Genomic DNA, 14,136 nt, shown 5'->3' on the forward strand with positions numbered 1-14,136 from the left:
CCAAGGGCATGTATTATTAACTCAGGTATGGTTGACGGCTGAAAGCAGTTTACGGCCGTATGTCTCACTGAACGTACCCTGAAGTATGCAGGGTAAACTGGTCCAGAGTGGCCCAAAGGATAAGTTTGAACGTTGTAACACAAGAGATTTTACTGGAGCCCGAAGACAATCAGCGTCTGCTGAGCCTGTGCGGGCCGTTTGATGACAATATCAAACAACTGGAACGCCGGTTGGGCGTTGAAATCAACCGTCGTGATAACGCATTTAAGCTTGTTGGAAAGAGCCTGCCGGTTGCGGCAGCCGCTGATATTCTGCGCGACTTATACGTAGACACCGCGCCGCTGCGTGGCGAGATTCAGGATATCGACCCTGAAAAAATCCATCTGGCGATTAAAGAAAGCCGCGTTCTTGAGCAAACGGCTGAAAGCGTGCCTGATTTTGGCAAAGCGGTCATCATCAAAACCAAGCGTGGCGTGATCAAACCGCGTACTAAGAATCAGGCGCAGTACGTTGCCAATATTCTGGATCACGACGTCACGTTTGGTATCGGCCCTGCCGGTACGGGTAAAACCTATCTGGCCGTTGCCGCTGCCGTTGATGCGCTGGAACGTCAGGAAGTACGCCGTATTCTGCTGACGCGCCCTGCCGTTGAAGCCGGTGAAAAGCTGGGTTTCCTGCCGGGTGATCTGAGTCAGAAGGTTGATCCGTATCTGCGCCCGCTGTATGACGCGCTGTTCGAAATGCTGGGCTTTGAGAAGGTTGAAAAACTGATTGAGCGCAACGTTATTGAAGTGGCTCCTCTGGCGTATATGCGCGGGCGTACGCTCAATGACGCCTTCATTATTCTCGATGAAAGCCAGAATACTTCCATTGAACAGATGAAGATGTTCCTGACCCGTATTGGTTTTAACTCCAAAGCGGTGATCACCGGTGACGTCACGCAAATCGACTTGCCGCGCCATCAGAAATCAGGCCTGCGCCACGCCATTGAAGTATTGTCTTCGGTTGAAGAACTGAGCTTTAACTTCTTCCACAGCGAGGACGTCGTTCGTCATCCTGTTGTCGCACGAATTGTTGTAGCTTACGAAGCGTGGGAAGAAGAAGACCAGAAACGTCGTGATGCGATTGCCGCAGAGCGTAAACATGAACATCAAAACAGCGCATCCCAGCAGGTTAGTCAATGAACACGGTAATCCTCGATCTACAAATTGCTTGTGAAGAAAACGCAGGCTTACCGTCTGAAAATGACTTTCAAAAATGGCTGGAGGCGGTTCTTCCGCAGTTTCAGGAAGAATCGGAAGTAACGATCCGTCTGGTCGATATTCCCGAAAGCCATGAACTGAATATGACGTATCGTGGCATGGATAAACCGACCAACGTGTTATCCTTCCCGTTCGAAGCTCCTCCGGGCATGGAAATGCCACTGCTCGGCGACCTGATTATTTGTCGTCAGGTGGTTGAGAAGGAAGCCAAAGAGCAGGAAAAAGAACTTTGGGCTCACTGGGCACATATGGTGATTCACGGCAGTTTGCATTTGCTGGGCTATGACCATATCGTTGACGAAGAAGCCGAAGAAATGGAATCAATTGAAACTGAAATCATGCTGGATCTGGGTTATCCGGATCCTTATATTTCAGAGAAAGAAGACGACTGAATTTATCAGTAAACTTGCGCAGCGCCTGCCCGGTGAAGGTTTTTCATCCGCAGGCGTTTCGCCTAATTTTCACTAACACGAGTAAAACAAACCAAACGCCATGAGCGATGACCATTCACAAAATAGTGACAGCCCCAGTCCCAAGAAGGGCTTCTTTTCCCTTATCCTTAACCAGCTCTTTCACGGTGAACCCAAAAACCGTGGCGATTTGGTTGAGCTGATCCGTGACTCAGAACAAAACGATCTGATCGACCCCGATACCCGTGACATGCTGGAAGGCGTGATGGATATCGCCGAGCAGCGCGTCCGGGACATCATGATCCCACGTTCACAGATGATCACGCTAAAACGCAATCAGCCGCTGGAAGAGTGTCTCGATGTCATCATCGAATCCGCACACTCCCGCTTCCCGGTGATCAGCGAAGATAAGGATCACATTGAAGGCATCCTGATGGCCAAAGACTTGCTGCCGTTTATGCGCACAGAGTCCGAGCCATTCAGCATTGATAAAGTGCTGAGAACCGCCGTGGTGGTTCCCGAAAGCAAACGTGTTGACCGCATGCTGAAGGAGTTCCGCTCCCAGCGTTACCATATGGCGATTGTTGTCGATGAATTCGGCGGCGTATCAGGCCTGGTCACTATCGAAGATATTCTCGAACTGATTGTCGGCGAGATCGACGATGAGTATGACGAAGCAGAAGATCTGGATATCCGTCAACTTAGCCGCCACACCTACACCGTCCGCGCGCTGGCACCGATTGAAGATTTTAACGAAGTCTTCCAGACCCATTACAGTGACGACGAAGTCGATACGATTGGCGGTCTGGTGATGCAGTCCTTCGGCCATTTGCCTGCACGAGGCGAAAGCATTGAAATTGACGGTTACCTGTTCAAGGTTGCGATGGCCGACAGCCGCCGTATTATTCAGGTTCACGTAAAAATACCGGACGACGCGCCGCAACCGATACTGGAAGAATAATTACTCCATGGCAATTGCCTCTTTATATCAACGCCAGCGGGTTCGCGCCCTGCTGGCGCTCTTATTCGGTGCCTGTGGCACGCTCGCTTTTTCCCCCTATGATTTCTGGCCTGCAGCAATCGTCTCGCTCAGCGGTCTGCTGGCATTAACGCTGGATCGCCGTCCGGCGCAATCCGCGTGGATAGGTTTCTGCTGGGGATTTGGCCTGTTTGGAACAGGCGTCAACTGGGTTTACGTCAGTATCGCCACCTTTGGCGGCATGCCGGAAGCCATCAACCTGTTCCTGGTGATTTTGCTGGCGGCTTATTTGTCGCTGTACACCATGCTGTTTGCCGGTATTTTCAGCAAACTCTGGCCAAAAACCACCTGGTGGAAACTGGCAATTGCCGCGCCGGCGCTGTGGCAAGTTACTGAATTCCTTCGCGGTTGGGTGCTGACCGGCTTTCCGTGGCTTGAATTCGGTTACAGCCAGATCAATGGACCGCTGAAAGGCCTTGCGCCAATCACCGGTGTGAACGGCATTACGCTGTTACTGACTTCCCTGAGCGGTCTGCTGATGTATGCCATTTACCAGCACCGGAAAGCCCCGGGTATTGTTGCGCTGGCAATGTTGCTGCTGCCATGGCCGCTGCGCTATATCCACTGGTATCAGGAACAGCCTGATAAAGCTGTTGATGTTGCACTGGTTCAGGGCAATATTCCGCAGTCCATGAAATGGGATCCGAAGGCGCTGGAAAGCGCGCTGCAAACGTACCTGGATCTCAGCCGTCCCTATCTTGGCAAATCCAGCATGATCATCTGGCCGGAATCCGCGATTTCAGATATTGAGTCCGATCAGCAGGGTTTCCTGAGCATGGTGGATAATATTTACCGTTCTCACGGGACTCAACTGGTCACCGGGATTATCGATGCGCGCCGCAACGAAGAAGGCATGAAGGTTTACAACAGCGCCATTGTGCTGGGCGGTGAACAAACTTATCGTTACCCGGACGACAACCGTTTCAATAAACACCATCTGGTACCCTTTGGTGAATTTGTTCCTCTGGAAAGGCTGCTACGCCCTCTCGCGCCGTTCTTCGATTTGCCAATGTCGGGCCTGACCAGCGGCGATTATGTGCAGAAACCGTTGTTTGTCAGCGGACTCAATCTGACCACTGCCATTTGTTATGAAGTGGTCTTCGGTGAGCAGGTGCGTGACAACCTGCAGCCGGACACCAATTTCCTGCTGACCATTTCCAACGATGCCTGGTTCGGCCACTCGATTGGCCCGTGGCAGCATTTCCAGATGGCGCGTATGCGTTCGCTGGAATTAGGCCGCCCGTTGCTGCGCAGCACCAACAACGGTATTACCGCCGTAGTGAATGCTCAGGGCGATGTGACTGCCCAAATTCCGCAGTTTACCCGTCAGGTTCTGAACGTGAAGGTCACGCCGACAACCGGTATGACGCCGTATGCGCGCGTTGGCTGGTGGCCGGTGTGGATAGTAACGCTCATCATGGCTGTCGCGGCACTGTGGCTGGGTCGTCGCAAAAACTGAATTTTCGTATTTTCTCTTTAAATCAGGCGTCTTCGGGCGCCTGAACTGTTTTGTCGCATCTTCTTTTTAGCCCCCGTAATCTTTCCCCCCTTTTACCTGCTGCCGTTTGTTATAAACCCGGCATTAAGCGCTGATTATCTGACCGCTGATGAAGTTAAATCAGGCTTTCTGGCATGACTCTTGCTACATCTAATTGAAAGATATCTGATTAGTTACTTTTTATGACGTCGTGCATCATTTTGGAACAAAAAGGCTATTCCTCATGCACCTTCTAAGTGCATAGCCCGTTAATTGCTTTTAATTGGTGCGTGTCTCGTCTCAAAAAAGAAACAATGTGGTTTCATAAAATTCACATTCAGTTATTTTCTAGCTTCATATGACGAGGCATTAGCACTTTCTGATCCGTGATTTGGATCCCTAATGACAGCAAGGAGTTGGACATGCAATTGCGCAAATTGGCGTTATCCGTAGTGTTGGCAAGCGTTGCCGTAAGCAGCTTTGCTCACGCAGAAGAACTGACCGGCACCCTGAAAAAAATCAAAGACAATGGCGTTATCGTGGTAGGTCACCGCGAATCCTCAGTGCCATTCTCTTACTACAATAACGAACAGAAAGTCGTAGGTTATTCACAGGACTATTCCGACGCCATCGTTGACGCGGTTAAGAAAAAACTGAACCTGCCAAACCTGCAGGTCAAAATGATGCCAATCACCTCGCAGAACCGTATTCCGTTGCTGCAAAACGGCACCTATGATTTTGAGTGTGGTTCTACCACCAACAACCTCGAGCGCCAGCAGCAAGCCGCTTTCTCCGACACCATCTTCGTTATCGGCACCCGTCTGTTAGTGAAGAAAGGGTCGGAGATTAAAGACTTCGCTGATCTGAAAGGCAAAACCGTTGTGGTGACTTCCGGGACAACCTCTGAAGTGCTGCTTAATAAACTGAACGAAGAGAAAAAACTGGATCTGCGCATCATCAGCGCGAAAGACCACGGTGACTCGTTCCGTACTCTGGAAACCGGTCGTGCCGTTGCCTTCATGATGGATGATGCCCTGTTAGCCGGTGAACGTGCGAAAGCCAAAAAACCAGACAACTGGGAAATCATCGGAACTCCACAGTCCAAAGAAGCATATGGCTGCATGATGCGTAAAGATGATGCCGATTTCAAAAAACTGGTCGATGACACCATCGTGAAAGCACAGACTTCCGGTGAGGCGACTAAGTGGTTTGAAACCTGGTTCAAAAAACCGATTCCTCCGAAGAATCTGAACATGAACTTTGAACTGTCTGACGACATGAAAGCCCTGTTCAAAGCGCCAAACGATAAAGCACTGTAAGAAATACCAGACAGACGGGTATAACCAAGAGAAGTGTAATTAAAGAATAAGGCTGGACCACCAGCCTGTGATGATGCAGACCGGATGCGGGGTGGTCGTTCCCCACCCCGCATATCCTCCCAGTCATTTTTCACGCGGACCACGTCATCACTCAGATGGGTAGTTCATTACCCGGTTTACGGAGTTTTTATGTCAATAGATTGGAACTGGGGCATATTTTTGCAACAAGCCCCCTTTGGGAATACCACCTACCTGGGCTGGATTTGGAATGGATTTCAGGTCACTGTCGCACTGTCGGTTTGCGCCTGGATTATCGCGTTCTTCGTCGGTTCACTTTTCGGGATACTGCGTACCGTTCCCAACCGGATCCTTTCCGGTATCGGCACCTGTTACGTTGAACTCTTCCGTAACGTGCCACTCATTGTGCAATTCTTTATCTGGTATCTGGTTGTGCCTGAACTGCTGCCCGAAAATATCGGTATGTGGTTTAAATCAGAGCTGGCGCCAAATGTGCAATTCTTCTCCTCGTCAGTAATCTGTCTCGGTCTGTTCACCGCTGCCCGCGTATGCGAGCAGGTGCGTGCGGCCATTCAGTCACTGCCAAGCGGCCAGCGTAATGCCGGTCTGGCAATGGGCCTGACGCTGCCTCAGACCTATCGTTATGTTCTGTTGCCAAACGCGTACCGCGTGATCGTGCCACCGATGACATCCGAAATGGTTAACCTGGTGAAAAACTCGGCTATCGCCTCCACCATCGGTTTGGTCGATATGGCAGCGCAAGCCGGCAAGCTGCTTGATTACTCCGCACATGCGTATGAATCATTTACTGCGATTACCGTTGCCTACGTCCTTATCAATGCCATCATCATGTTCCTGATGCATTTTGTAGAACGTAAAGTCCGCCTGCCGGGCAACATGGGGGGTAAATAAGAATGCATGAATTTGACTGGAGTTCTATCGGTCCCGGCCTGCCGTACTTGTGGCAGGGCATGGTCGTCACCCTGAAAATCACCTCGCTGGCGATTGTTGTCGGTATCCTCTGGGGTACGCTGCTGGCGGTCATGCGTTTATCGTCTTTCAAACCGGTCAGCTGGTTTGCCTCGGCTTATGTCAACCTGTTCCGCGCCGTGCCGCTGGTGATGGTGTTGTTGTGGTTCTATCTGATTGTGCCCGGCTTCCTGCAAAAAGTGCTCGGTTTATCCCCTAAAACGGATATCCGCCTGATTTCTGCGATGGTGGCGTTCGCCTTGTTTGAAGCAGCCTACTATTCCGAAATCATTCGCGCAGGGATTATCAGTATTGCCCGCGGGCAATCTTCCGCCGCGCTGGCGCTGGGCATGACCCAATGGCAGTCCATGCAACTGGTGATTTTGCCGCAGGCGTTCCGCGCGATGGTGCCGCTGCTGCTGACGCAGGCGATTGTCTTATTCCAGGATACCTCGCTCGTGTATGTTCTGGGCCTCGCCGACTTCTTCCGCAGCGCATCCAACATTGGCGACCGCGACGGTACGCTGGTTGAGATGGTGCTGTTTGCAGGACTTATTTACTTTGTTATCAGCCTTTGTGCTTCCTTGCTGGTGCGTTATTTGAAGAAAAGGACCGTTTCATGATTTCACTGAAGAATGTTTCTAAATGGTACGGGCACTTTCAGGTGCTGACCGGGTGCAGCACCGAAGTTAAAAAAGGTGAAGTTGTGGTGGTTTGCGGGCCTTCCGGGTCGGGTAAATCGACGCTGATCAAAACCGTTAACGGACTTGAGCCGATTCAGAAAGGTGAAATCCTGGTTAACGGCACGCCGGTCAATGACAAAAAAACCAATCTGGCTCAGTTGCGTGCGAAAGTTGGCATGGTGTTCCAGCATTTTGAGCTGTTCCCGCATTTGTCGATCATCGACAACCTGACGCTTGCTCAGGTAAAAGTGCTGAAACGCGATAAAGCAGCTTCGAAAGAAAAAGGCCTGAAACTGCTGGATCGCGTGGGCTTATCTGCTCACGCCAACAAATTCCCCGGTCAGCTTTCCGGCGGGCAACAGCAGCGTGTCGCTATCGCCCGCGCATTATGTATGGATCCTATTGCCATGCTGTTTGATGAACCGACCTCAGCGCTTGATCCGGAAATGATCAACGAAGTGCTGGACGTAATGGTTGAGCTGGCAAATGAAGGCATGACAATGATGGTGGTCACCCACGAAATGGGCTTTGCACGTAAAGTGGCGAACCGCGTGATTTTCATGGATGAAGGTAAAATTGTTGAAGACCGTAATAAAGACGACTTCTTCAATAATCCGGAATCTGATCGTGCCCGCGATTTCCTGGCGAAAATTCTGCACTAAAACCTGAATTGCCTGCTTCCGGATCAGACCGGAAGCAGGCAATTAAACATCACGGTTCAAACGGGCGACGGCTGAATTCGGTATTTCCACATTTAGGACATCGGCTCAGAATCTCTGGCGTGTATACCGCCAGATGGAAATGACAGTTTTCACAGACCAGATTCCCGAGCCCCACCACTTCCCCGCTGTGATAGATGCCATGATGGCTGACGTCTTTAAACACTTCTTTCCATTCCAGCTGCGTTTTGTCGGTCATATCGGCCAGTTCTTTCCACAGGCTTTCTTTAATCACACGCAAAAACACGCTGTCAGTTCCGTCGTCTTCTGCCACCGCGCGCTGACTCTCGCCGTAACTGCGCGCGAACTCATGCAGATCGCGCCTGACGGCGGAGGTTAACTGTTCAATCTGAATTTCTGACAACTTGCCTTCATTTTGCAGACGGACACGGGCATCCTGCACCAGTGCGCTGATATCACGTTCGCCATTTTTTAACCGCTCAGTCAGCGAAGACACTAACTGGCGGTAAGATTGCGTAATATTGCTCATAACTTCCTCTCCTTGAACTGACATGACCGTTTGCCCGGCGGGAGCGTATTGTCTTTATTTTAGACGTAAATCCCTGATACGGCGCGCAGATTATCCCGGGCTGACTCGCAGATTATGAATAATGCGTCAGAAGAAGGCAGAAATCCCTGTTAGCCCTTCAGCGGGTGTTGTTGCACCCTCCGCTTATCGGCTATGCTATGCGGATCTTTTGATTAAAACTTTTTGAGCTACAGGCGTAGCTGTTTTCACTCACAGGACCACCGGCCGCCATGCAAGAGCAATACCGTCCAGAAGACATTGAGTCACACGTTCAGCTTCACTGGCAAGAGAAGCAAACCTTCAAAGTTACCGAACAGCCTGGTAAGGAGAAATATTATTGTCTCTCCATGTTGCCTTATCCGTCAGGTCGCCTCCACATGGGACACGTGCGCAACTACACCATTGGTGACGTGATTTCCCGTTATCAGCGTATGCTCGGCAAAAACGTTCTGCAGCCAATTGGCTGGGATGCTTTCGGCCTGCCTGCTGAAGGTGCTGCGGTAAAAAACAACACTGCGCCTGCGCCGTGGACTTACGAAAACATCGAATATATGAAGAACCAGCTGAAACTGCTGGGCTTCGGCTATGACTGGGATCGCGAAATCGCGACCTGCAAACCGGATTACTACCGTTGGGAACAATGGTTCTTCACCAAGCTGTACGAAAAAGGCATGGTTTATAAGAAGACTTCCGCAGTGAACTGGTGCCCGCATGATCTGACCGTTCTGGCGAACGAACAGGTTATCGACGGCTGCTGCTGGCGTTGTGATACCAAAGTAGAACGCAAAGAAATTCCACAATGGTTCATCAAAATCACCGATTACGCCGATCAGCTGCTTAACGATCTGGATACGCTGGAAAGCTGGCCTGAGCAGGTCAAAACCATGCAGCGTAACTGGATTGGCCGTTCCGAAGGCGTGGAAATCACTTTTGACGTGGCAGACAGCGACGAAAAAGTAACGGTGTACACTACCCGCCCTGACACCTTTATGGGTGCGACCTATGTGGCTGTCGCCGCCGGTCATCCGCTGGCGCAGCTGGGTGCGCAAAATAATCCTGCACTGAACGATTTCATCGACGAATGCCGTAACACCAAAGTTGCCGAAGCAGAAATGGCAACGATGGAGAAAAAAGGCATGGCAACCGGTCTGTTTGCTGTTCATCCGCTGTCTGGTGAAAAACTGCCAATCTGGGTCGCTAACTTCGTTCTGATGGAATACGGTACCGGCGCGGTCATGGCCGTTCCAGGTCACGACCAGCGTGACTGGGAATTCGCCACTAAATATAACCTGCAGATCAAACCGGTTATCCTGAACGTTGATGGCAGCCATCCTGAAGTCACCGCAGAAGCGATGACCGAGAAAGGTACGCTGTTTAATTCCGGCGAATTCGATGGTCTGAATCACGAAGAAGGCTTCAACGCTATTGCCGACAAACTGGTTGCTCAGGGTGTTGGTCAGCGAAAAGTTAACTACCGTCTGCGTGACTGGGGTGTTTCCCGTCAGCGTTACTGGGGTGCGCCAATCCCGATGATCACACTGGAAGACGGTACCGTTATTCCTACGCCAGAAGATCAGCTGCCGGTTATCCTGCCGGAAGACGTCGTGATGGATGGGATCACCAGCCCGATTAAAGCCGATCCTGAGTGGGCGAAAACCACTGTGAATGGCATTCCGGGTCTGCGTGAAACCGACACCTTCGATACCTTCATGGAATCTTCCTGGTATTACGCGCGTTATACCTGCCCGCAATATGACGAAGGTATGCTGGATCCGGCTGCGGCCAATTACTGGCTGCCGGTTGATCAGTATGTCGGTGGTATCGAACACGCCATCATGCACCTGATGTATTTCCGCTTCTTCCACAAACTGATGCGTGACGCAGGTCTGGTCGATTCCGACGAACCGGCAAAACGCCTGCTGTGTCAGGGTATGGTGCTGGCTGACGCCTTCTACCACACCGGCAGCAACGGCGAACGTATCTGGGTTTCCCCGACAGATGCCACGGTTGAGCGTGACGAAAAAGGCCGTATTACTAAAGCGACCGATCCGCAAGGTCGCGAGCTGGTTTACGCCGGCATGAGCAAGATGTCCAAGTCCAAAAACAACGGCATCGACCCACAGGTGATGGTAGACAAATACGGCGCAGACACCGTGCGTCTGTTTATGATGTTCGCTTCTCCGGCAGAAATGACGCTGGAATGGCAGGAGTCTGGCGTTGAAGGCGCAAACCGCTTCCTGAAGCGCGTCTGGAAACTGGCCTACGAACATTCAGAAAAAGGCCTGACCGTTGCCCTTGATGCGGCTTCCCTGAACGAAGCGCAAAAAGATCTGCGTCGTGACCTGCATAAAACTATCGCCAAAGTCACCGACGATATTGGCCGTCGTCAGACCTTCAACACCGCAATCGCCGCGGTGATGGAGCTGATGAACAAGCTGGGCCGCGCACCTCAGGAAACTGAACAGGATCGCGCACTGCTGCAGGAAGCTCTGCTGGCCGTTGTCCGCATGCTTTATCCGTTTACTCCGCACGTTTGCTTCAGCCTCTGGCAGGCGCTGAACGGTGAAGGTGATGTGGATACCGCGCCGTGGCCAAAGGCTGATGAACAGGCCATGGTGGAAGATTCCAAACTGGTCGTTGTGCAGGTGAATGGTAAAGTACGTGCTAAAATCACCGTAGCCGCTGATGCTACCGAGCAACAAGTGCGCGAGCGTGCGGCAGAAGAACATTTGGTCGCAAAATATCTGGATGGGGTTACGGTCCGTAAAGTAATCTACGTCCCGGGCAAACTGCTTAACCTGGTTGTAGGTTGAGTCAAGGAGGATCTGTGCGACATCCTATAATGACGCTGCTGCTGGCCGCAGCAGTGCTGGTGACAGCAGGCTGTGGTTTCCACTTACGTGGAAAAACCAACGTTCCGGACGAGCTGAGAACCATCGTTCTGGACAGTGGTGACCCGTACGGTCCGTTGACGCGTGATATCCGATCTCAGTTGCGTCTGAGCAACGTGACCATCGTTGATGATCCAACCAAAGAACAGCGTAAGGGCATTCCTTCGCTGCGCATTGGTGCTGAATCGACGGGCAGAAGTACTGCGTCAATCTTCCAGGACGGTAAAACGGCTGAGTACCAGATGCAACTGGACGTCAATGCAACGGTCCTGATGCCGGGCAAAGACTTGTATCCGATCCATGTGAGAGTGTTCCGTTCCTTCTTTGACAACCCGTTAACCGCGCTGGCGAAAGATAACGAGCAGGACATTATTTTGGAAGAGATGCGCCAGCAGGCGGCTCAGCAGCTGATTCGTAAGTTACTGGCGGTTCATGCGTCAGAACTGCGCAAAGCCGATGAAGTGAATGGTCAGGTAGAAGTGATTTCAACCCGGTCATCTGCCAGCAAGTCGTATGATACCTCTGAAGTATCGACCCCGGCTCCGGCCAGCACTTCCGCAAAATGATCCGAATTTACCCGGAACAACTTGCCGCGCAGCTCCGTGAGGGGCTGCGCGCCTGTTATCTGCTATGTGGTAACGATCCTCTGCTTTTGCAGGAGAGTCAGGACAGTATCCGTAAAACGGCTCAGCTTTCTGATTTTCAGGAACACTACACTTTTGCCCTCGACACCCACACCGAATGGGAGTCAATTTTCAGTATCTGTCAGGCGCTGAGCCTGTTTGCCAGCCGTCAGACCCTGATGCTGATCCTGCCTGATAATGGCCCGACTGCGCCGATGGCAGAACAATTACTCAAGCTGACTACCCTTTTGCATGACGACATCTTACTGTTGCTGCGCGGAACCAAACTGACCAAAGCGCAGGAAAACAGCGCATGGTTTAAAGCGCTGAGTGATAAAGGCGTGTTTGTCAGCTGTCAGACGCCGGAACAGGCGCAGCTTCCCCGCTGGGTCACCCGCCGCGCTCAGGCGTTATCGCTTGAACTGGATGAACCGGCAAACCAGCTTTTATGTTATTGCTATGAAGGCAATCTGCTGGCGTTAGCTCAGTCCCTCGAGCGGCTTTCCCTGCTTTATCCTGACGGAAAACTCACGCTGCCACGCGTTGAAACGGCCGTCAACGACGCCGCGCACTTTACGCCCTATCACTGGCTCGACGCACTGCTGGCAGGTAAAAGCAAACGTGCCTGGCACATCTTGCGTCAGCTACAGCAGGAAGACAGCGAACCGGTTATTTTGCTGCGAACCGTGCAACGCGAACTTCTGATGCTGCTTAACCTGAAGCGTAAAATGGATTCGACGCCATTGCGCACGCTCTTTGATCAGCAAAAGGTCTGGCAAAACCGCCGGACACTGGTGACGCAGGCGTTACAACGTTTATCACTCGAACATCTGACGCAGGCTGTCCGTTTGCTGACTCAAATGGAAATCACCCTGAAACAGGATTATGGTCAGTCTGTCTGGTCAGAACTGGAAAGCCTCTCCATGTTATTGTGTGGAAAACCCCTGCCTGTTGATTACGTGGGTTCGGGTTCGTATTGAAGCAGGACACAAGTATGTCACTCACCACCTCACATTCTTCCTCACGCCCGGCACCCTTACTGGCTTTCTTCGGCGGAACCTTCGACCCGATTCATTACGGGCACCTGAAGCCCGTGACCAACCTGGCCGGACAGGCCGGATTTGATCAGGTCATTTTGTTGCCTAACAACGTGCCGCCTCATCGCCCGCAACCGGAAGCCAGCTCGCAACAGCGTCTGCACATGGTTGAACTGGCCGTTGCGGGTAACCCGTTGTTTTCCGTGGACTCACGTGAGCTGAATGTCGATACGCCGTCCTACACCATTGAGACACTTGCAACGTTACGTAAAGAACATGGCGATGATTGCCCGCTGGCGTTTATCATTGGCCAGGATTCATTGCTGACCTTGCACAAGTGGCACCGCTGGGAATCGCTGCTCGATTTTTGTCATCTGGTGGTGATGGCGCGTCCGGGATATCAGGAACAGCTCGATACGCCGGCGCTCCAGCGCTGGTACGACGCACACCGGGTGGTCGATGCGGAGAAACTCAAACAGAAAGCCGCCGGATTCATTTATCAGGCCAATACACCGCTGATAGATATTTCAGCAACGGAAATCCGCGAACGGCGTCATGCGGGGCTTGATTGCTCAGATTTGCTGCCATCTGCCGTTGAGCGCTATATAGAATCACAGGGCTTGTACCGCGAGTAGCTAACGCGTGGTATACTGCGCCGCTTAATTTCGGCTCTCGATAACGCTGCGTGATTAACCAATACAATGTATTGATTGTTAAACGTTTTCAGTTGTTTTCCTGATAACCGCTATGTGTATCCATCATGAGACAGGCCTTTGCTTCGGTGATTCACCGGCGGCTGTCTTGTGAGGTCAATTGTTTCAAACATCCCCAGGGGGAACCTTTGCAAGGTAAAGCGCTCCAAGATTTTGTTGTCGATAAAGTCGACGACCTCAAAGCACAAGACATCATTGCCATTGATGTTAAAGGTAAATCCAGTATTACTGATTGCATGATTATTTGTACCGGTACATCCAGCCGCCATGTAGTGGCTATCGCCGGACATCTGGTTGAAGAAGTGAAAGCGGCCGGTATGGACGCGATGGGCGTGAAAGGCATCAACGAAGCCGACTGGGTTGTTGTCGATCTGGGCGAAGTCATCGTTCACGTCATGCAGGAAGAAAGCCGTCAGCTTTATGAGCTCGAGAAACTCTGGGGTTAAT

At 51.6% G+C, this 14,136-nt stretch carries 14 protein-coding genes; 13 read left to right on the forward strand and 1 reads right to left on the reverse strand.

The features are described 5' to 3' along the window. The first annotated feature begins 107 nt into the window (after positions 1–107). From M2403_RS03825 to M2403_RS03860, 8 genes are all read left to right on the forward strand, one after another. Positions 108–1,184 carry a PhoH family protein gene (locus M2403_RS03825; RefSeq protein ID WP_152326448.1) on the forward strand — a complete coding sequence of 359 codons (1,077 nt, stop codon included), beginning with the start codon at positions 108–110 and terminating at the stop codon, positions 1,182–1,184. Continuing rightward, positions 1,181–1,654, forward strand: coding sequence for an rRNA maturation RNase YbeY (gene ybeY / locus M2403_RS03830; protein ID WP_152326447.1), 474 nt, complete (start codon positions 1,181–1,183; stop codon positions 1,652–1,654). Before M2403_RS03825 ends, ybeY begins: the two co-directional genes overlap by 4 nt. Before the next feature lie 100 nt (positions 1,655–1,754). Further along, positions 1,755–2,633 carry a CNNM family magnesium/cobalt transport protein CorC gene (gene corC / locus M2403_RS03835; RefSeq protein WP_101075684.1) on the forward strand — a complete coding sequence of 293 codons (879 nt, stop codon included), beginning with the start codon at positions 1,755–1,757 and terminating at the stop codon, positions 2,631–2,633. Positions 2,634–2,640: 7 nt separating this feature from the next. After that, entirely contained in the window at positions 2,641–4,170 is a 1,530-nt protein-coding gene (gene lnt / locus M2403_RS03840) for an apolipoprotein N-acyltransferase (RefSeq protein ID WP_259228576.1), read from the forward strand. A 440-nt stretch (positions 4,171–4,610) separates the two neighbouring features. Then, positions 4,611–5,507 carry an amino acid ABC transporter substrate-binding protein gene (locus tag M2403_RS03845; protein WP_165059420.1) on the forward strand — a complete coding sequence of 299 codons (897 nt, stop codon included), beginning with the start codon at positions 4,611–4,613 and terminating at the stop codon, positions 5,505–5,507. A 189-nt stretch (positions 5,508–5,696) separates the two neighbouring features. Next, a complete protein-coding gene (locus M2403_RS03850) occupies positions 5,697–6,437 on the forward strand; it encodes an amino acid ABC transporter permease (protein ID WP_152326444.1) in 741 nt (246 codons plus the stop codon). 2 nt (positions 6,438–6,439) lie between these two features. Continuing rightward, on the forward strand, positions 6,440–7,117 hold the full coding sequence (gene gltK / locus M2403_RS03855; RefSeq protein ID WP_152326443.1) for a glutamate/aspartate ABC transporter permease GltK: 678 nt from the start codon (positions 6,440–6,442) through the stop codon (positions 7,115–7,117). Beyond that, the gene (locus tag M2403_RS03860; protein ID WP_152326442.1) at positions 7,114–7,839 is read left to right on the forward strand and encodes an amino acid ABC transporter ATP-binding protein; all 726 of its coding nucleotides are present in this window, start codon (positions 7,114–7,116) and stop codon (positions 7,837–7,839) included. Before gltK ends, M2403_RS03860 begins: the two co-directional genes overlap by 4 nt. 49 nt (positions 7,840–7,888) lie before the next feature. On the opposite strand, the gene M2403_RS03865 is transcribed toward M2403_RS03860, so the two are convergent. Next, complete coding sequence (locus M2403_RS03865; RefSeq protein WP_152326441.1) at positions 7,889–8,386, reverse strand: zinc ribbon-containing protein; 498 nt, start codon at positions 8,384–8,386, stop codon at positions 7,889–7,891. A 269-nt stretch (positions 8,387–8,655) separates the two neighbouring features. Here M2403_RS03865 and leuS point away from each other — a divergent pair, with 269 nt between their 5' ends. The 5 genes from leuS (at position 8,656) to rsfS (ending at position 14,135) form a co-directional block, all read left to right on the forward strand. Further along, on the forward strand, positions 8,656–11,238 hold the full coding sequence (leuS, locus tag M2403_RS03870) for a leucine--tRNA ligase (RefSeq protein WP_152326440.1): 2,583 nt from the start codon (positions 8,656–8,658) through the stop codon (positions 11,236–11,238). 14 nt (positions 11,239–11,252) lie between these two features. Next, positions 11,253–11,882, forward strand: a complete 630-nt coding sequence (gene lptE / locus M2403_RS03875; RefSeq protein ID WP_152326439.1) for an LPS assembly lipoprotein LptE — start codon at positions 11,253–11,255, stop codon at positions 11,880–11,882. Further along, positions 11,879–12,919, forward strand: coding sequence for a DNA polymerase III subunit delta (gene holA, locus M2403_RS03880; protein WP_152326438.1), 1,041 nt, complete (start codon positions 11,879–11,881; stop codon positions 12,917–12,919). The genes lptE and holA overlap by 4 nt, the downstream gene beginning before the upstream one ends. A gap of 14 nt (positions 12,920–12,933) precedes the next feature. Beyond that, positions 12,934–13,611, forward strand: a complete 678-nt coding sequence (gene nadD / locus M2403_RS03885; protein WP_259228577.1) for a nicotinate-nucleotide adenylyltransferase — start codon at positions 12,934–12,936, stop codon at positions 13,609–13,611. A gap of 206 nt (positions 13,612–13,817) precedes the next feature. Then, complete coding sequence (rsfS, locus tag M2403_RS03890) at positions 13,818–14,135, forward strand: ribosome silencing factor (protein ID WP_152326436.1); 318 nt, start codon at positions 13,818–13,820, stop codon at positions 14,133–14,135. Position 14,136: the final 1 nt, after the last annotated feature.

Origin of the sequence: Rahnella sp. BIGb0603 (genome assembly GCF_024808755.1) — a bacterium.
GTDB lineage: Bacteria > Pseudomonadota > Gammaproteobacteria > Enterobacterales > Enterobacteriaceae > Rahnella > Rahnella contaminans.